Origin of the sequence: Streptomyces sp. NPDC058145 (assembly GCF_042884245.1) — a bacterium.
Classification (GTDB): Bacteria; Actinomycetota; Actinomycetes; order Streptomycetales; family Streptomycetaceae; genus Streptomyces.
In genome coordinates, this window is record NZ_JBHVUH010000004.1 from 25,526 (window position 1) to 43,499 (window position 17,974).

17 protein-coding genes are annotated in these 17,974 nt (G+C 73.5%); 7 read left to right on the forward strand and 10 right to left on the reverse strand.

Features of this window, described 5'->3' with window-relative positions:
• Nucleotides 1-147: 147 nt before the first annotated feature.
• Nucleotides 148-897, forward strand: a complete 750-nt coding sequence (locus ACFVVO_RS10095; protein ID WP_390053441.1) for an SLATT domain-containing protein — start codon at nt 148-150, stop codon at nt 895-897.
• A gap of 8 nt (nt 898-905) precedes the next feature.
• Here the strand turns inward: ACFVVO_RS10095 and ACFVVO_RS10100 are convergent, their stop codons facing one another.
• Together ACFVVO_RS10100 and ACFVVO_RS10105 are read right to left on the reverse strand one after the other, a co-directional pair.
• Entirely contained in the window at nt 906-1,070 is a 165-nt protein-coding gene (locus tag ACFVVO_RS10100) for a hypothetical protein (protein WP_390053442.1), read from the reverse strand.
• Entirely contained in the window at nt 1,067-3,493 is a 2,427-nt protein-coding gene (locus ACFVVO_RS10105; protein WP_390053444.1) for a serine/threonine-protein kinase, read from the reverse strand. The genes ACFVVO_RS10100 and ACFVVO_RS10105 overlap by 4 nt, the downstream gene beginning before the upstream one ends.
• A gap of 228 nt (nt 3,494-3,721) precedes the next feature.
• Between ACFVVO_RS10105 and ACFVVO_RS10110 the strand changes: the two genes are divergently transcribed.
• The 3 genes from ACFVVO_RS10110 to ACFVVO_RS10120 all read left to right on the forward strand — a co-directional run bounded on the left by ACFVVO_RS10110 (nt 3,722) and on the right by ACFVVO_RS10120 (nt 6,672).
• Nucleotides 3,722-5,077: an aspartate aminotransferase family protein gene (locus tag ACFVVO_RS10110; RefSeq protein ID WP_390053446.1), complete on the forward strand. Its 1,356-nt coding sequence runs from the start codon at nt 3,722-3,724 to the stop codon at nt 5,075-5,077.
• A gap of 111 nt (nt 5,078-5,188) precedes the next feature.
• A complete protein-coding gene (locus ACFVVO_RS10115) occupies nt 5,189-5,881 on the forward strand; it encodes a GntR family transcriptional regulator (protein WP_390053448.1) in 693 nt (230 codons plus the stop codon).
• 140 nt (nt 5,882-6,021) lie between these two features.
• A complete protein-coding gene (locus tag ACFVVO_RS10120; protein ID WP_390053449.1) occupies nt 6,022-6,672 on the forward strand; it encodes a hypothetical protein in 651 nt (216 codons plus the stop codon).
• 69 nt (nt 6,673-6,741) lie between these two features.
• Here ACFVVO_RS10120 and ACFVVO_RS10125 read toward each other — a convergent pair whose 3' ends face one another.
• The 4 genes from ACFVVO_RS10125 to ACFVVO_RS10140 all read right to left on the reverse strand — a co-directional run bounded on the left by ACFVVO_RS10125 (nt 6,742) and on the right by ACFVVO_RS10140 (nt 10,331).
• Nucleotides 6,742-7,716, reverse strand: coding sequence for a peptidoglycan-binding protein (locus ACFVVO_RS10125; protein WP_390053451.1), 975 nt, complete (start codon nt 7,714-7,716; stop codon nt 6,742-6,744).
• Nucleotides 7,717-7,747: 31 nt separating this feature from the next.
• A complete protein-coding gene (locus tag ACFVVO_RS10130) occupies nt 7,748-7,897 on the reverse strand; it encodes a hypothetical protein (protein ID WP_390053453.1) in 150 nt (49 codons plus the stop codon).
• Complete coding sequence (locus ACFVVO_RS10135) at nt 7,890-8,852, reverse strand: helix-turn-helix domain-containing protein (RefSeq protein WP_390053455.1); 963 nt, start codon at nt 8,850-8,852, stop codon at nt 7,890-7,892. The genes ACFVVO_RS10130 and ACFVVO_RS10135 overlap by 8 nt, the downstream gene beginning before the upstream one ends.
• A gap of 195 nt (nt 8,853-9,047) precedes the next feature.
• Nucleotides 9,048-10,331, reverse strand: coding sequence for an adenylosuccinate synthase (locus ACFVVO_RS10140; RefSeq protein ID WP_390053457.1), 1,284 nt, complete (start codon nt 10,329-10,331; stop codon nt 9,048-9,050).
• A gap of 197 nt (nt 10,332-10,528) precedes the next feature.
• On the opposite strand from ACFVVO_RS10140, the gene ACFVVO_RS10145 reads away from it, so the two are divergent.
• On the forward strand, nt 10,529-11,377 hold the full coding sequence (locus ACFVVO_RS10145) for a diacylglycerol kinase (RefSeq protein ID WP_390053459.1): 849 nt from the start codon (nt 10,529-10,531) through the stop codon (nt 11,375-11,377).
• A 16-nt stretch (nt 11,378-11,393) separates the two neighbouring features.
• Here the strand turns inward: ACFVVO_RS10145 and ACFVVO_RS10150 are convergent, their stop codons facing one another.
• Nucleotides 11,394-11,936, reverse strand: coding sequence for a GbsR/MarR family transcriptional regulator (locus tag ACFVVO_RS10150; protein WP_390053461.1), 543 nt, complete (start codon nt 11,934-11,936; stop codon nt 11,394-11,396).
• Nucleotides 11,937-12,051: 115 nt separating this feature from the next.
• Between ACFVVO_RS10150 and ACFVVO_RS10155 the strand changes: the two genes are divergently transcribed.
• Both ACFVVO_RS10155 and ACFVVO_RS10160 read left to right on the forward strand, forming a co-directional pair.
• Nucleotides 12,052-12,972 carry an ATP-binding cassette domain-containing protein gene (locus tag ACFVVO_RS10155; protein WP_390053463.1) on the forward strand — a complete coding sequence of 307 codons (921 nt, stop codon included), beginning with the start codon at nt 12,052-12,054 and terminating at the stop codon, nt 12,970-12,972.
• The gene (locus ACFVVO_RS10160) at nt 12,969-14,570 is read left to right on the forward strand and encodes an ABC transporter permease (protein ID WP_390053465.1); all 1,602 of its coding nucleotides are present in this window, start codon (nt 12,969-12,971) and stop codon (nt 14,568-14,570) included. The genes ACFVVO_RS10155 and ACFVVO_RS10160 overlap by 4 nt, the downstream gene beginning before the upstream one ends.
• 78 nt (nt 14,571-14,648) lie before the next feature.
• Here the strand turns inward: ACFVVO_RS10160 and ACFVVO_RS10165 are convergent, their stop codons facing one another.
• Genes ACFVVO_RS10165 through ACFVVO_RS10175 form a run of 3 tightly spaced genes read right to left on the reverse strand, consistent with a single transcriptional unit; the run spans nt 14,649 to nt 17,891 of the window.
• Nucleotides 14,649-15,869, reverse strand: coding sequence for a cytochrome P450 (locus ACFVVO_RS10165; protein WP_390053466.1), 1,221 nt, complete (start codon nt 15,867-15,869; stop codon nt 14,649-14,651).
• Between the two features lie 19 nt (nt 15,870-15,888).
• Nucleotides 15,889-16,554 (reverse strand): response regulator transcription factor, encoded by a 666-nt coding sequence (locus ACFVVO_RS10170; RefSeq protein ID WP_358933046.1) that lies wholly within the window; start codon nt 16,552-16,554, stop codon nt 15,889-15,891.
• A complete protein-coding gene (locus ACFVVO_RS10175; protein ID WP_390053468.1) occupies nt 16,551-17,891 on the reverse strand; it encodes a sensor histidine kinase in 1,341 nt (446 codons plus the stop codon). The genes ACFVVO_RS10170 and ACFVVO_RS10175 overlap by 4 nt, the downstream gene beginning before the upstream one ends.
• Nucleotides 17,892-17,974: the final 83 nt, after the last annotated feature.

Below are 17,974 nucleotides of genomic sequence, written 5' to 3' on the forward strand. Positions count from 1 at the left end.
CTCTTCCGGGCGGAAAAGACGGCAAAGCTACGTCCGTGCCACCCATTGGGCGGTAGGAAGGGGGCCGCGCGTCGGCATCCGATGTCACACGGTGTGACGGGGGTGCGCAGTGCCGTGTTCGGTGTCGTGTTCAGTAGGGAGTGCCGGGTGGGTCAGCCGGAGATGCAGCCCGAGGGTCCGCCTCAGGACGGGCGGGGCGAAGGTCCGGCCGGACCGAGGCCGGGCGATCTGACCGGGCGGACCTTCCCGCTCGGGGACTGGGGAGAGCCCGCCGAACGCCTCGACGAGCTGTACCGGTGGGTGGAGCGGGGGGCACTGCACACGGCTGCCTGGTACCTCGAGGACCGGGTGTGGAAGCGGCGGGGCGCGCGGGCGCTGCGGGCCGGGGCGGCGACCGGGGCGGTCCTCGGGGCCGCGCTGCCCCTGCTGGACATGACCGGGGTGGTCGGCGGGGTCGCGCCCTGGGGGTATCTGGCACTGCTGCTCGCGGTGGCCTGCGTCGGCGCCGACCGGTTCTTCGGGGTCACCTCCGGGTGGATAAGGGACGTGGCCACCGCGCAGGCCGTGCAGCGGCGGTTGCAGGTGCTGCAGTTCGACTGGGCGTCGGAGAGCGTCCGGGAGGTGCTGGGCCCCGCGGAGGGCACGGCGAGCGAGGCCGCCGAGCGGTGTCTGGGGGTGCTCCGGCGCTTCTCGGAGGACGTGCAGGACCTGGTGCGCACGGAGACGGCCGACTGGATGGTGGCGTTCCGCACGGGGGCGGCGCCGCTCGGCATCCAGACGGCGGTGGCGTCCGGCATGCGGGCGGAGTCGGCGGCCCCGACGGGCCGGCATCCCCTGCCGCCCGCGAACGGCGCCCGCCCGAACATGCCCCGCCAGCGGCCACCGGAGCCCCGGTAGGCCGCACCTCACCGGCACAGCCGCAGGCCCTCCGGCGTCCAGCACGGCACATGGCCATGGGTACGGACCACGTACTGCCCGTTGCCCCTGGTCAGGTACGTCAGGAAGCCCGACGCCAGGGAGTCCGCCGAGGACTGCCCGACCACCGTGCGCTGAGCGGGATTTCGGCTCACTGCTTGGTGTACGTCAGGCTCTCGCCGCCGCTTGCCTTCGCGCGCTTCAGGCGTCCGTCCGGGAGCAGGGTGACCTCGCTGGCCTCGCCCGGGGAGCAGGAGGACATCGGCTCGCCGCTGGTGACCGTGGACGGGCCGATCTCCAACGGGCCGCCGTTGTCCGGCTGTTCGGCGAGGGTCGCCTCGAAGACGCAGTGGTACGTGCCGCCGCCCTCGCCGGGGCCGTCCGCGACCAGGGTGAGGACCGGGTCGCCGACCTCGCCCTGTTCGATGGTCAGTCGGCGGGAGTTGGAGCCGTTGGCGTTGTCGATGGTGGTCTCCCAGGTGCCGAGGTAGGCAGCGGGGACGGCGCCGTCCGTGGCCGCGGAGGAGGCCGGCGCGGAGGCCGTCGGCGTGGCGGCCGGGGAGGTGACGGGCGGGGCGCTCGTGGTGCTGGTCGGCGCGGGGCCGACCGTGCCGCCGGCCGTGTCGCCGCCGCCGTGCTTCATCAGCGCGTACACCGAGCCGCCCGCGCCCAGTGCCACCACCAGCGCGATCACGACGAGCAGCGCGGTGGACCGGCCGCCCGGGCGCTCCGGCTCCGGCTGCCCGGTGAACGGCGGCGGGCCGTAGGGCGGGGTGGAACCGAGCCCGCCGTACGGGGTGTACGGCTGCTGCGGGTAGCCGTAGCCGGCGGACGGGGGCTGCGGATGCTGCTGGGCCTGCTGCGGGTAGCCGTACGGAGCGGGCGAGCCGTAGGCGGGAGGGGCCGGGGGCGCTCCGGGCGGCGGGGTCCGCCCGGCCACCACGGTCGGCAGGTGGTCGACCGCCGCACCGCCACCGGCGGCCCCGCCCGGCCGGCCCGGGGGCGGGGGCGTCGGGGCGTCGTCGGCCACGGGCGAGTGCTCGGGCGAGCCACCGGCCCCCGGCGCCTGCGCGCCGTGGGAACCCCCGGGGCCCGCGGAGGCACCCGCGCCCGCCGGCGAAGCCGAACCGGCACCCGCGGGGGCACCCGGCCCCGCCCAGGCGCCCGCGCCCGCCGCCGGGCCCTGCGCCCCACCGGCGCCACCCGCCCCCGGGGCACCCGAACCCGCATGGGCACCCGAACCCGCCGAGGCGGCCGGGCCCGCCGGGCCACCCAGACCCGCGCGGGCATCCGCGCCCGCCACCGGACCCCGCGCCCCACCAGGGCCACCCGCACCCGGACCCGCCGGCGCACCGCCGAGCGCTGGCGCACCCGGACCCACCGGCGCACCGCCGCCCGCCTCAGCACCCGAACCCGCCGACGCGGCCGGACCCACCGGGCCACCCGACCCCGAGGACGCCCCCGCCCCCGCGCCCGCCACCGGAACCTGTGCCCCACGTGAGCCACCCACGCCAGGGGCACCCGGGCCCGCTTGGGCACCCGAACCCGCCGACGCGGCCGGACCCGCCGGGCCACCCGGGCCCGAGGGCACTCCCGCGCCCGGACCCTGCGCCCCACCGGGGCCGTCCACGTCCTGGGCGCCCGTGTCCGGGCCCGACTGCGGGTCCTCCACCTCCAGGAGCCGTACCGCGTGCCGGCCGAGCTGGGCCACCAGGGCGCCGGGCAGCCAGGGGTCGCGGGAGCGGCCGCCGGACACCGTGTCCCCCGCGCCCGTCCGCTCCAGGATCCGGTCCAGCGAGGGGCGGGCGGCGGGATCCTTGCGCAGGCAGTCGCGGACCAGGTCGGCGATGCCCTCCGGCACCCCCTCGAGGTCGGGCTCCTCCTGGGCGATGCGGAACATCAGGGCGTGCACCCCGCTGTTCGCGCCGCCGAAGGGCAGCACACCGGTCGTCGCGTAGGCCAGCACGGACCCCAGGCAGAAGACGTCGCAGGCGGGCGTGACCCGGTCCCCGCGCACCTGCTCCGGCGCCATGAACCCGGGCGACCCCACCAGCGAACCGGTCCGGGTCAGGCCGTCCCCGGCCAGCGTCTCGAGCGCCCGCGCGATGCCGAAGTCGATCACGCGCGGCCCGTCGATCGTCACCAGCACGTTGGACGGCTTGAGGTCGCGGTGGACGATCCCGGCGGCGTGGATGTCCTTGAGCGCGTGCGCGAGCCCGGCCGCGAGGATGCGCACCGACCGCTCGGGCAGCGCCCCGTGATCGTGCCCGACGACCTGCTGGAGGCTCGGCCCGGCGACATACCCGGTGGCCACCCAGGGCACCGGCGCCTCGGTGTCCGCGTCCAGCACGGGCGCGGTCCAGTACCCGCCGACCCGCCGCGCGGACCCCACCTCCTGCCGGAACCGGGCCCGGAACTCCTCCTGCGCGGCCAGTTCCCGGCGGATCAGTTTCACGGCGACCGTACGGCCCCGGTCCGACCGCGCCAGGAACACCTGCCCCATGCCGCCCGCGCCCAGCCGCGCCAGCAGCCGGTACGCCCCGATCTGCCGCGGGTCCCCCGGTCCCAGCTTGTCCATCCCCGCGCCGCCTTCCCCCCATAGGTCTGCAACGGACCGAGAATAGTGCGGACGTACCGGGAGCCGCGCCGACGTGCGTCCACGGTTCGGTAACAGCCCGTCCGGGCGCCCCCCGGCCGCCGGGGGGCGCCCGCCCGGCGCACGTCGACAACCTGTCGTGAAAAGCACCCGGCCAGGGAACAGGACGCCGATGTCGCGACCGTGGCCGGGCCATCTACCCTCGGCCGCATGACCCCTCAGCCCCATCCCGAAGCCGGTGCCGCAGTGAAGGCCGCGGACCGCGCGCACGTCTTCCACTCCTGGTCCGCGCAGGACCTCATCGACCCGCTCGCCGTGGCCGGCGCCGAGGGGTCGTACTTCTGGGACTACGACGGCAAGCGGTACCTGGACTTCACCAGCGGGCTCGTCTACACCAACATCGGCTACCAGCACCCCAAGGTCGTCGCCGCGATACAGGAGCAGGCGGCGAGGATGACGACCTTCGCGCCCGCCTTCGCGATCGAGGCCCGTTCGGAGGCGGCCCGGCTGATCGCCGAGCGGACCCCCGGCGACCTGGACAAGATCTTCTTCACCAACGGCGGCGCGGACGCCGTCGAGCACGCGGTGCGCATGGCCCGGCTGCACACGGGCCGCCCGAAGGTGCTCTCGGCGTACCGCTCGTACCACGGCGGCACCGAGCAGGCGGTGAACATCACCGGTGACCCGCGCCGCTGGCCCTCCGACAGCGGCAGCGCCGGTGTCGTCCACTTCTGGGCGCCGTTCCTGTACCGCTCCCGCTTCTACGCCGAGACCGAGGAACAGGAGACCGCGCGGGCCCTGGAGCACCTGGAGACGACGATCGCCTTCGAGGGACCGGGAACGATCGCCGCGATCATCCTGGAGACCATCCCGGGCACCGCCGGGATCATGCTGCCGCCGCCCGGCTATCTGGCCGGCGTCCGCGAGCTGTGCGACAAGTACGGGATCGTCTTCGTCCTGGACGAGGTCATGGCCGGGTTCGGGCGGACCGGCGAGTGGTTCGCGGCCGACCTGTTCGGTGTGGTGCCGGACCTGATGACCTTCGCCAAGGGCGTGAACTCCGGATACGTGCCGCTCGGCGGTGTCGCCATCTCCGCGGAGATCGCCGAGACCTTCGGCAAGCGGCCCTACCCCGGCGGCCTCACCTACTCCGGGCACCCGCTGGCCTGCGCCGCCGCCGTCGCCACGATCGGCGTGATGGCGGAGGAGGGCGTCGTCGAGAACGCCGGGCGGCTCGGCGAGAGCGTGGTCGGACCGGGCCTGGCCGAGCTGGCCGCGCGGCACCCTAGCGTGGGCGAGGTCCGCGGTACCGGCATGTTCTGGGCGCTGGACCTGGTGAAGAACCGGGAGACCCGCGAGCCGCTGGTGCCGTACAACGCGGCCGGCGAGGCGAACGCCCCCATGGCCGCCTTCGCCGCCGCCGCCAAGCGGAACGGGCTGTGGCCCTTCGTGAACATGAACCGCACTCATGTGGTGCCGCCGTGCAACGTGACGGAGGCCGAGCTGAAGGAGGGCCTCGCGGCCCTGGACACGGCGCTGAGCACGGCCGACGAGTACACCGAGTAGCCACGCCACGGCTGCCGCCGGGGCGACCCGAACGCGTAAGGTGACGTGCTCGTAAAGAATGGCGAGTACGTGCGAGTACGTCACCCGTACGCGTGAGGAGAGGCCTCGACGATGCCCGGCAACGGCTCCGTGACGCGCAGCACCCTGCGCCAGCAGATCGCGGACGCGCTGCGCGACGAGGTACTGGCGGGCCGCCTCACGCCGGGCCGGGCGTTCACCGTCAAGGAGATCGCCGAACAGTACGGCGTCTCGGCGACGCCGGTCCGCGAGGCACTGGTCGACCTGTCCGCGCAGGGCATCCTGGAGGCCGACCAGCACCGGGGCTTCCGGGTCCCCGAGTACTCCCTCGCCGACTACCGCAGCATGCTCGAAGCCCGCGGTCTGGTCACCGACGGGATGTTCCAGGCGCTCACCGACGACCACCCGGCCTTCGCCGACATGGACAGCCCGCGGACGGTGGCGGCCCTCGCCGCCGTGCGCCGGCGCGGCGAGGAGGCGCAGCGGGCCGCGGCGGCCGGCGACCTCAGCGTGCTGATCGGCTACGACCTGCGCTTCTGGCGCGAGCTGAGCGGGCTGTTCGGCAACCCTTATCTCGCCGACTTCCTGCACCGGCTGCGCGTGCAGTCCTGGGTGTGCGCGGTGCAGCACCTGCGCCGGCTGCCCGACGCCCGCGGCCGGCTGTGGGCCGGGCACACCGAACTCGTCGACGCGCTGGCCCGCCGCGAGGCCGGGGCCGCCCAGGAGATCGTCGCCGCCGCCAACGCCCACTCGCTGGCCCTGCTGGAACGGCTGCCGCCGGAATGAGGCGGACGCGGAGGCTCCACGGTGAGCTCTGGGTATGGGACCCGCACGACAGGGGTTGTGCCCGGCCCGCACCGACTACCCTTCCCTGACCACCCGCTGCCGTGCGTGAGACGCGCGCCTGCCGATGCGAGGAGCTCTCTTTGGCCTGTGACCTGTGGCTGGTACCGCTGGTGGACGTGTTGTGCCACACCCCGGACAACCCGTTCGCCGAGGAGCTCGCGCACTACAACGACGCGCTGGCCGCGGCCGGGCTCCCGCCGGTGCCGGTGTACCAGTACATGCCGGGTCTGTCCGGCGAGGTCGCCCCGGTGGCCGGCTTCGACTACGACGCGCTGCACTTCCTGCGCCGGGCCCATCTGCTCCAGGTCTGCGGCCTTCCGGTGACCCCGGTGGACGAACTCGGCGGTGACTACGAGCAGTTGCTGGAGATGTTCGAGTCGACGGCCCAGCAGTCCCACCTGGTCTGGCACTACGACCACGCGGGTGCGTACGTTCCCGTCGACTTCCCGCACCCGCTGTCCAACGACGAACTCCTCGCCGGCGGCGGCCCGCTGGGCTCCTCGCAGAGCCTGCTGCGCGAGCTGGAGCACGTCGCCCCGTCGATCGGCATCGACCCGGCCAACCCCCCGGCGGCGCCGGAGCCCCCCGCCGCCCCCACGGAGCTGGAGGAGCCGGCCGTCCCCGCGCCGTACGACCCCAGCCCCTTCGCCCGGGAACGGCACGTGTGGCTCGGCCTGCACGCGGCGGCGACCCGGTCCCTGGCCCAGGGCTCGATGATCGTGTTCAGCTGAGCCGATACACACGCGGAGGGAGGGAGCACGAAGCTCCCTCCCTCCGCGCGGATCTCCGCGTCCCTCCGGTCAGAAGGTGCCGGCGTTCAGCGCCTGCTGGAGGTGCCGGGTGGTGTCCGGACCCCAGTCACCGTCGACGCCGGAGCCGACCTTCTTCTGCAGGGCCTTGATCGTGTTCGGGCCGACCGCTCCGTCCGCCGTCACCCGCAGGTAGCTCTGCAGCGCCTTCTTGGTCTGCGGCCCGAAGGCACCGTCCACGGACAGCTTCGCCCCGTGCTGGTTGAGCGCGCGCTGCATCGCGGCGCACGTCGCGGGCCCGAACTGGCCGTCGACCGAGAGCTTCCCGGAGGAGGGCGGCCGCGGGGCGGGCGGCTGCGGCCTGGTGCCGCCCTTCAGGGCGGACGCCATCATCGCCGCCGAGGCCGGCCCGTACTCGCCGTCCGACTCCAGGCCGTACTTCGTCTGGAAGGCGCGCACCGCCTTGTCGGTGGCCGGCCCGAAGTCGCCGTCGACGTCCAGCCCCGCGCCCATGACGGTGTTGAGGTTCTGCTGAAGCGTCTTCACCGCGGGCCCCGTGGAGCCCTTGCGCAGGATGCCGTCCGAGGCCGGCAGCGGGTCGGCGTCGCCATAGCTGGGGCGGCCGTAGCCGACGATCGTGGCGGCGTTGCGCAGCCGCCGCATGCACTGGTCGCTGGTGTTGCCCTCGATGGTGGTGATGGTGCCGCCCGAGTGCACCGCCTCGACGACGCCCACGTGGTCGATCGCGCCGATCGACCGGGTGCCGCTCCAGTCGAAGAAGACTATGTCACCGGCGGTGATGCCGCCGATGCCGTAGTGCCAGCGGCCGACCGACTGGAAATAGCTCGCGTGGGCGACCGTGTACGCGAACTTCTTGCCGCCGCCGACCGCGCTCAGGTTGTCCGAGTGGGCCGCGGCGTAGCTGACGGTCATGTCGCACCACGCGTCATTGAAGCCGTACCACTCGGTGACCTTGTTGTGGTTCGAGCCGGGCGGGTACTCCCCCGTGCCCAGCAGGCCGCGCATCTGCGCGAGCATTCCCGCTACGGACCCCATGTCACACCGCCCCGTTCTCGGGCAGGGCGTCGATGTCGCCCTTGACGACGACGTTCGGGTCCTGGCTCACGCCGGACTGGTCGGGGTCGACGTCGAACACCCCCGCGCCCCCGCGCGGTTCGACGGGCGGGTGGTCCTCGTTCTCAGGCATGCAGCTCCCCCATGTGTACGGGGACGGGCACGATCCGCCGTGCCTCGTCCTGCCCACGAGTCTGCTGTGCCGGTACGCGGATGTCGTTGGCGCTGCGCGCACAGTCACTTGGCGCGCAGCGCCCACGGGCCCCCGGCACACCCGCGCGGAAGCACGTCGGCGTGGTCCCGTACGCGGCCCGGAACGCCCGGCTGAAGTCGGCCGCCTGGGCGAAACCCCAGCGCGCGCCGATCACATGGACGGGCAGCCGGCTCAGCCCGGGATCGCGCAGGTCGCGCCGGCACCGCTCCAGCCGCTGCCCCTTGATCCAGGAGGCGACGGTGAGGCCCTGCCGCTGGAAGAGCCGGTGCAGGTAGCGGGTGGAGATGCAGTGCGCGGCGGCGACCCGGTCAGGGGTGAGCCCGCCGTCGGACAAGTGCCGCACGATGTACGCCTGGACGCGCGGCAGCAGCGCCGAGTCGTCGGGTTCCTCGTCGAGCAGCAGCGCGACCAGGTCGGACACCACGGTGCCGAGCCGCTGCTCGTCACCGGGCCGGTGGGGCGCGGTCTCGCCCGCCAGCCCGGCGAGAAGCCCGGCCACCAGCACGGCGAGATCGGGCCGTGCGCCCAGCTCCTGTGTCCGCGGCCGGCCGTGGGCCTGCGGCCGCCGCCCCAGATGGGCGCTGACCAGGCTGTTGGCGGCCCCGGCCAGCCGCAGCCGGTACGGCAGGCCCGAGTCGAGCAGCACGCTCCCGCCCGGCCCCGCACGCAGGGTTCGCCCCTCCTGCTCCAGCACCAGTTCCCCGTGCCGCACCAGCAGGAGATGCCAGCCTGGCCCGCGCCCGTCCCCCCGCACCGCCGCGGCGCCCCCGCACACGGACGCCACCCGGACGGCGCCCAGGTCCCGTACGACATCCAGAGGTTGCCGCCCCGAGCCTTCGCACAGCCCGCCCAGTGCCCGAGCCCATGCCTCCATGCCCCTGTCCCCCTTGGTCAGTTGAATACGCAAGGGTCAGCAGTACCAGCGGGGTCCGCGTGGCCATCGGCGGCGTACCGGTGGACCGCGGGAATGGGCTCAAGATCACTGAAAGCGGACCGCCCGCCGAGCGCACCCCGGAGGGTGCCGCCGGCGGGCGGTCGCAGCGGTTTCACGGGCGGTGCCGCCCGCGGCCTACAGGAACGAGTTGATCTCGATCGTCTCGGTCCGGCCCGGGCCCACGCCGATCGCGGAGATCGGGGCGCCGGACATGTCCTCCAGCGCCTTGACGTAGTTCTGGGCGTTCTTCGGCAGGTCGGAGAAGGACTTCGCCTTGGTGATGTCCTCGGACCAGCCGGGCAGGGTCTCGTAGACCGGCTTCGCGTGGTGGAAGTCGGATTGCGAGTAGGGCAGTTCCTCGACCCGCTTGCCGTCGATCTCGTAGGCCACGCAGACCGGGATCTGCTCCCAGCCGGTGAGGACGTCCAGCTTGGTGAGGAAGAAGTCGGTCAGACCGTTGACCCGGGTCGCGTAGCGGGCGATGACCGCGTCGAACCAGCCGCAGCGGCGGTCGCGGCCGGTGGTCACGCCCCGCTCGCCGCCGATGCGGCGCAGCGCCTCGCCGTCCTCGTCGAGGAGCTCCGTCGGGAACGGGCCGGCGCCGACGCGGGTCGTGTAAGCCTTGAGGATGCCGATCACGCGGCTGATCTTCGTCGGGCCGACGCCGGCACCCGTGCAGGCACCGCCCGCGGTCGGGTTCGAGGACGTGACGAACGGATACGTGCCGTGGTCGATGTCCAGGAGCGTGCCCTGGCCGCCCTCGAAGAGGACCACCTTGTCGTCCGCCAGCGCCTGGTTGAGGACCAGGACAGTGTCGGCGACGTACGGCTTGATCTGCTCGGCGTAGCCCAGCAGCTCCTCGACCACCTGACCCGCGGCGATCGCGCGGCGGTTGTAGAGCTTGGTGAGGATCTGGTTCTTGGCGTCGAGGGCCGCCTCGACCTTCTGGGTCAGGATCGACTCGTCGTACAGGTCCTGGACCCGGATGCCGACGCGGTTGATCTTGTCGGAGTAGGTCGGACCGATGCCGCGGCCGGTGGTGCCGATCTTGCGCTTGCCGAGGAAGCGTTCCGTCACCTTGTCGACGGTCACGTTGTACGGCGTGATGATGTGCGCGTTACCGCTGATCAGGAGCTTGGACGTGTCGACGCCACGCTCGTTCAGACCGCTCAGCTCGGAGAGCAGGACCGACGGGTCGACGACGACACCGTTACCGATGACCGGCGTACAGCCGGGCGAGAGGATTCCGGAAGGGAGAAGGTGGAGTGCATACTTCTGGTCGCCGACGACGACCGTGTGGCCGGCGTTGTTGCCGCCTTGGTATCGCACTACATAATCCACCGAGCCACCGAGCAGGTCGGTCGCCTTCCCCTTGCCTTCGTCACCCCACTGAGCACCGAGCAGCACAAGTGCGGGCACGCGCGTACACCCCTTCCGGGCGGGGCATGTCCATGGTCGGAGGCGTGGGCGTAAGGTGCATCGCCGCATACCACTGCGACCGCCTTTGGTCGCACGACCGTCGGACCGGATGCCCCGGAATAGACGAAGCCCCTGGCGCAATAGCGCAAGGGGCTCTTGCACAAAGATGCTACCCGAGGAAGCGAGGCAGGACCGAGGTGGCGACCTTCGCGACGTCCGATCAGCTGCTGGTGATCATCGATCCGGCGGCACTGCAGCGGGACGGGGAGTCCGTACGAATCGCGAAAGACGTGCTCAGCGCGGGTGCGACCACCAAGGTGTGTCTGCCGGAGGGCCCGGAGGAATTCGCCCGGGCACTCGGCCGACGGGGTTCCCGGCGGCCGGTCGTGATCGGTGACGACCGGGCGCTGGTGCGCGCGGTGACCCTGCTGCACCGGCACCGGGAGCTGACCGGGTGCGCGCTGGCCGTGGTGCCGGTCGGGGAGGCGGCGCTGGCGGAGTCCCTGGGCGTGCCGGCCGGGCCGGTGGCGGCGGCGCGGGCCGTGCTGGAGGGGGCCGAGCGGCGGCTGGACCTGCTGGTCGACGACAGTGACGGGGTGGTGCTGGGCACGCTGGGCATCCCGCCGGCGCGGGCGGCCGCCGCGCAGCCGGCGGGCGTCCCCGAGGGGCATCCCTGGCTGCGTACGCGGTACCGCTCGCTGGTCCGCACGCTGGCCCCGCGTCCCACCCGGCTCGACGCGATACCGGCGCCCGGTCCCTCCCGGCTGCGGGTGGAGGTCGACGGGGAGACGGTCGTGGATCTGGACCAGCCCGTGGAGGCGGTGTCGGTGACGCCGGGCGACGGCGGGACGGCCGCGGTCGAGGTGCGCCCGCTGCCGGGTCCCGGCGCGGAGATATCGCCGCTGCTGGCCGCGGGGCGCACGGTGACGGTCGTGGGGGCGGACTTCCGCTACCGGGCGGACGCGGTGGTGTCGGGTCCGGTGCGCCGGCGGACGTGGACGGTACGCGAGGGGGCCTGGGGGCTGACCCTGCCGGTGCCCCGCTAGTCCGCACCCCGGGGCGTCACGGGGAGCCGAAGAGCTCCTCACGCCGGGCGCGCCAGCGGACCATCATCGCGGCGACCTCGGCGTCGACGAACTCGAAGAAGGCCAGCGTCTCCGCCAGCCGGCGCCCGGCCGGGGTGGTGGCGCCGAGGCTGTCCACGCCCTCCCGCAGGGCGTGGCTCCAGCGCTTGATGACGGCCTCGCGGCTGGTCAGGGTCTCGTACCACTGGTCGCCGTGCACCCGGTACCGCTCCCGGCGCGAGCCGGGTTCGCGCTCCCGCGAGGCCATGTGCACCTGTGCCAGGTAGCGCACCGCGCCGGAGACGGCCGCGGGGCTGATGCGCAACCGCTCGCCGAGTTCGGCCGAGGTCAGGGTGCCGGAGTCGGAGGCGAGCAGCGCGGCGAAGACCCGGGCCGGCATCCGGGGCACGCCCGCCTCGACGAGCTGGGCCGCGAAGTGCTCCACGAACCGGGAGACCGCCTCCGGGTCGCGTTCCGGTGCCCGGGAGGCCTGCCGGTCCGCCGCCCCGGGCCGCTCGGCCTCGTCCGCCCGCTCCGTCATTCCCGGATCATCTCCCCTGATCAGCACCACCGTCGCACACCATCGCGACACCCATTCGCAGTTTATACGGTTCCTTAACTTCACAAATTTGTGAAAGAAGCGTACGTTGCGAAACATGACGAAGGCAATCACGGTCTCCGGGCTCAACAAGTCCTTCGGCCGTACGCACGCGCTGGACGGCCTCGACCTGGACGTCGAGACCGGAGAGGTCCACGGCTTCCTCGGCCCGAACGGCGCCGGGAAGTCCACCACCATCCGCGTCCTGCTCGGCCTGCTGCGCGCCGACGCGGGCGCCGCGCGGGTGCTGGGCCGCGACCCGTGGGCGGACGCGGTGGAGGTGCACCGCCGCATCGCCTACGTCCCCGGCGACGTGACGCTGTGGCGCAACCTGTCCGGCGGCGAGGTCATCGATCTCTACGGCCGGCTGCGCGGGGGCCTGGACCCGCGGCGGCGCGCGGAGCTGATCGAGCGGTTCGAGCTGGACCCGACCAAGAAGGGCCGCACCTACTCCAGGGGCAACCGGCAGAAGGTCGCCCTGGTCGCGGCGTTCGCCTCGGACGTGGACCTGCTGATCCTGGACGAGCCGACCTCGGGCCTGGACCCGCTGATGGAGGAGGTCTTCCAGCGGTGCGTGGAGGAGGAGCGGGACCGGGGCCGGACGGTCCTGCTCTCCTCGCACATCCTCGGCGAGGTGGAGGAACTGTGCGACCGGGTGAGCATCATCCGGGGCGGCCGCACCGTGGAGAGCGGTTCGCTGGCCGACCTGCGCCATCTCACCCGTACCAGCGTCAGCGCCGAACTCGCCGGCCCGCCGAACGGGCTGGCTGACCTCCCCGGCGTCCACGACCTCGACATCCAGGGCCGGCGGGTGCGGCTGCAGGTGGACACCGACAAGCTGGACGGGGTGCTGCGCCAGCTCGGCGAGTCGGGCGTACGGTCGCTGACCTCGACGCCGCCCACGCTGGAGGAACTGTTCCTGCGGCACTACCAGGAGGAACCGGCCGGACCGGCCGAGCGGAACGAGGTGGCGCGATGACCACGCTCGCGATGCGGGCCTCCAGCCGGTCCCGCCAACTGGCGGGCACGGGCACCCTGTTGCGCTTCGCGCTGCGCCGGGACCGGGTGACGACCCCGGTCTGGGTCGCGGTGAACGCCCTCATGGTCCTCTCCATGCCGGGCACCCTGCGCAGCCTGTACGGCACCACCGCCGAACGCGTCGGCCTGGTCGACCAGTTGGAGTCCAACGCCTCGTTCCGGGCACTGATCGGCCCGGTCTTCGACACCTCGGTCGGCGCGCTGACCGCCTGGCGGGTGGGCGTGTACGCCGCCGCGCTCGGGGCCGCGATGAGCCTGCTGATCGTCGTACGGCACACCCGGGACGAGGAGGAGAGCGGCCGGCAGGAGCTGGTGGCGTCCGGGGCGGTGGGCCGCCGGGCCCCCCTCACGGCGGCGCTGCTGGCGGCGGCCGTCGCCGACGCGGCCCTGGCACTGCTGGTCACGGCGGGCCTGGCCGGGCAGGGCGCCGGCGGCGCCCTGGCCTTCGGTCTCGGTCTCGCGGGCGTCGGCATGGTCTTCGCCACGATGGCGGCGATCGTCGCCCAGCTGACGGAGAGCGCGCGCCTGGCCCGGGGCCTGACGGCGGCCGTCCTCGGGGCCGCTTTCGTGCTGCGCGCGGCGGGCGACTCGGCGACGGACGACGGCTCCTCGCCGCTGACCTGGCTGTCGCCGCTGGGCTGGCTGGAGAACCTGCGGTCCTTCGCGGACGAACGCTGGTGGGTGCTCGCGCTGTTCGCGGCGGCGGTCGCCGCGCAGGCGGTGGTGGCGTACGCGCTCGCCGGGCGCCGGGACATCGGCATGAGCTTCCTGCCCACCCGGCCGGGGCCGGCCACCGGCCGCCTCGGCACGGCGGGCGCGCTGGCCTGGCGGCTGCAGCGGGGCGGTGTGCTGGGCTGGTCGATCGGCTTCTTCCTCGCCGGGGTCGTCTACGGCGGTCTCACCGACGGCGCGGCCGACCTGGTCCGCGACAACGACAGCGCGCGGCGGATCTTCGAGCGGATGGGCGGGCAGAGCGGCCTCACGGACGCTTTCCTGGCGTCGATGACCGGAATGCTCGGCATGATCGCGGCCCTCTACGTGGTGGCCTCGGTGCTGCGCCTGCACGGCGAGGAGACCTCGGGCCGGGTGGAACCGGTGCTGGCGTGCGCGGTGGGGCGGCTGCGCTGGGCCGCGAGCCATCTGACGATCGCCTTCGGCGGCTCGGCCCTGATCATGACCCTGGCAGGCCTGGGCTTCGCCGTCGGCTACGGCAGGGAGGTCGTACCGATCCTGGGCGCCTGCCTGGTGCAGCTCCCGGCGGTGTGGGTGATCGGCGGAGCGGCGGTGCTGCTGTACGGCGTGGCCCCCCGGCTCGCACCGGCCGCCTGGGGTGTCGCGGTGGCGGTGCTGCTGATCGGCTGGGTCGGCCCGGCCCTGGACGCACCGCGGATCGTCCTGGACCTCTCCCCCTTCGGTCACCTGCCGAAGCTGCCGGGCGGGGCGATGCAGTGGACACCGGTCCTCACCCTGACCGGCCTGGCGGTGGCGCTGGTGGCGGCGGGCCTTGCGGCCCTGCGGCGACGGGACCTGGCGGGCTGAGCGGTTCGGTCGACGTACTGCTCGCGGCCTGCCGACCGTGCGGCGGCGGAGGCACCCGGTGATCAGCCGGACGGGTGATCACCCCACCGCCACGCTCAGCCCCTCCAGCCCCCGGATCACGAAGTTCGGCTTGCGTCGTGGCTCGGTCGTCAGGGTGAGGGCCGGGGCCTGTTCCAGCAGGGCCGTCATCGAGGCGGCCAGCTCGATGCGGGCCAGCGGGGCGCCGATGCAGTAGTGGATGCCCGCGCTGAAGGAGATGTGCGGGTTGTCCCGGCGGGTGAGGTCGAGGCGGGCGGGGTCGGTGAAGACGGCCGGGTCGTGGTTGGCGGAACCGAAGAGCATGGCGATCTCCGAGCCCCTGGGGATCGTCGTCCCGGCGATCTCGATGTCGTCCAGCACCCAGCGTTCGAAGAGCTGGAGCGGGGTGTCGTAGCGCATCAGCTCCTCGATCGCGGACGGGACCAGGGAGTGGTCGGCGCGCAGGGCCGCCAGTTGGCCGGGGTCGCGGAACAGGGCCCACCAGCCGTTCACCGTGGCGTTGACCGTGGCCTCGTGGCCCGCGTTGAGCAGCAGCACCGCCGTGGAGATCATCTCCTGCTCGGTCAGCCGGTCGCCCTCGTCGTGCGCCGCGATCAGGCCCGAGATCAGGTCCTCGCCGGGCCGCTCGCGGCGGGCCGCGATCAGCTCCGCGAGGTACGCGGAGAACTCCACCGAGGCCCGGACCGCGCTCGCCGCCGTCTCCTCGGACGGGTTCAGCTCGTACATCCCGCAGATGGCCGCCGACCAGGGCCGCAGCAGCGCCCGGTCCGCCTCCGGGACGCCCAGCATCTCGGCGATCACCGCCACCGGCAGCGGTTCCGCCACGTCCGTGAGCAGATCGCCGCCGCCCGCCTCGACCAGCCTCGCCACCAGGTCGTTCGCCAGGCCGTGCACATACGGCCTCAGCCGCTCCACCGTGCGCGGGGTGAACGCCTTGGACACCAGGCGCCGGATCCGGGTGTGGTCCGGCGGCTCCAGGTCGAGCATGCCGTGGTCGTTGAGGATGTGGAACGGCTCGTGCTCCGGCGGTGGCGCGGTCCGGCCGAACTCCTCGTGGGTGAAGCGGTGCTGGTAGGTGCGGCCCAGGCGGCGGTCGCGCAGCAGCGCCGAGACGTCCGCGTGGTGCGGGACGAGCCACTGGTCGGTCGGCTCGTACCGGATCACCCGGCCACGCGCCCGCAGCTCGGTGTAGGCCGGATACGGGTCGGCGACGAACCCGGGGTCCCAGGGGTCGAAAGCGAGGTCCGCGGCAGTTGCCATGGAGGGACGCTAGCCCGGCTCAGCCCGGTGTGACCAGCCTCGCCTCGTACGCGAACACCGCCGCCTGGGTGCGGTCCCGCAGGCCCAGCTTCACCAGGATGCGGCTGACATGGGTCTTGATCGTCGACTCGGCCACCACCAGCCGCCCGGCGATCTCCGCGTTCGACAGGCCCTGCGCGATCAGCACCAGCACCTCCGTCTCCCGCTCCGTCAGCTCCCCGTACGCCGCCTGCGCCGACGGCATCAGACGCGGGGAGTCCGCGAGCCGGGAGAACTCCGTGATCAGGCGCCTGGTCACCGAGGGGGCGAGCAGGGCTTCACCGGAGGCCACCACCCTTACACCGTCCGCCAGTTGACGGGCCGAGGCGTCTTTCAGCAGGAAGCCGGAGGCCCCGGCGCGCAGCGCCTGGTACACGTACTCGTCCAGGTCGAACGTGGTCAGCACCAGCACCTTCGCCGCCCCGTCGGCGGCGACGATCTCCCTGGTGGCCTCGATGCCGTTCAGCTCGGGCATACGGATGTCCATCAGCACCACGTCCGGGGCGAGTTCACGCACCCGCTCGACCGCCTCCCGGCCGTTGACGGCCTCACCGACGACCTCGATGTCCGGCATCGCGTTCAGCAGGACCGAGAAGCCCTCGCGCACCATCATCTGGTCGTCCGCGATCAGTACGCGGATCGTCATGCCTCACCCTCGATCGCGATGTCCGCCGGCACCGGCAGGAACACCGTCACCTCGTACCCCCCGTCGGCCGCCGGGCCCGCCGTCATCTCGCCGTTCAGCATGGCGACACGCTCCCGCATGCCGGTGACGCCGTGTCCGGCCCCGGGAGACGGTTTCACAAGGTCGGGGGCGGGCGGCGGGCCGTTGACCACGCGCAGGCCCAGGCCGCCGAGCACGTACCCGATCTCCACCCGGGCGCCCGCGCCGGGCGCGTGGCGCAGGGAGTTGCTCAGCGCCTCCTGCACGATCCGGTACGCCGACAGCTCCACGCCCTGCGGCAGTTCGCGCACCGCGCCGGTCACCACCTTCTCCACGTCGAGACCGGTCTCCCGCACATTGGCCAGCAGCCGGTCCAGGTCCGCGAGGGTGGGCTGCGGGGCGTCCGGCGCCTCGTAGTCCTCCGCGCGGACCACCCCGAGGACCCGGCGCAGCTCGGTCAGCGCCGCCACCGCGTTCTCCCGGATGGTGGCGAACGCCTTCTCCAGCTCCTCCGGCGGGTTCTCCACCCGGTACGGCGCGGCCTCGGCCTGGATGGCGACCACCGACATGTGGTGCGCGACCACGTCGTGCAGCTCGCGGGCGATGGTCGTGCGCTCCTCCAGCAGGGTGCGCCGGGAGCGCTCCGCCGCGGTCACCGTCTGCTGCGCGGTCACCTCGCGCTGGGCCTGCCGGCGGATGTGCCGGACGGTGACGGCCAGCAGGATCAGCGCCGACAGGAGCAGCATCGGGGCAACGTCCGTGTCGTAGCGGTCCCAGCCGAGGAGGGAGTCGGTCACGAAGCCGTAGACCGCGGTGAGCACCCACATCCAGGCCGCCGTACGCGGGCGGGTGCGTATCGCCACGACCGTGAGCACCGCCAGGTGCGAGACGAAGCTGCCGGGCCCCCACGGCCAGTCCATTCCGGTCGCCCCGCCGACGACGGAGACGACCGTGGTCGCGGCGAGCGAGGCCCAGAACGCGCCCACCGGACGCACCAGGGTCAGCAGCACCGGCCCCAGCGCCAGCAGCCCGCACAGCAGCGACGGGAGCCCGGAGCCGCTCGTGCTCGCCAGCGCGACCAGCATCGCCAGCGCGCCGAGCCCGATGACGACGGCGTGCGGTGTCCAGCCCGTGTACCGGCTCGTACCGCCGGAGCGGCCGACGGCCCGTGTCCGAGGCAGCGGGCGGTAGGCGAAGGCGTCGTCGAACAGGTCCCGCCGCAGGCCGCGCAGGGCGTCCACGGCGAGCCGCCACTCGGGGCTGCGCGGCCGCTCGGCCGGGCCCGCCGGGGTTGTCTGCGTGTGCGTCGTCTCGGTCACGTGGGCAACGGTAGGCCGCCCCGGGGCCGCGGTCGTCACCTGGGAGAAGGGTCCTCGGGCGTCCCTCTGAAGTACTACGGCTC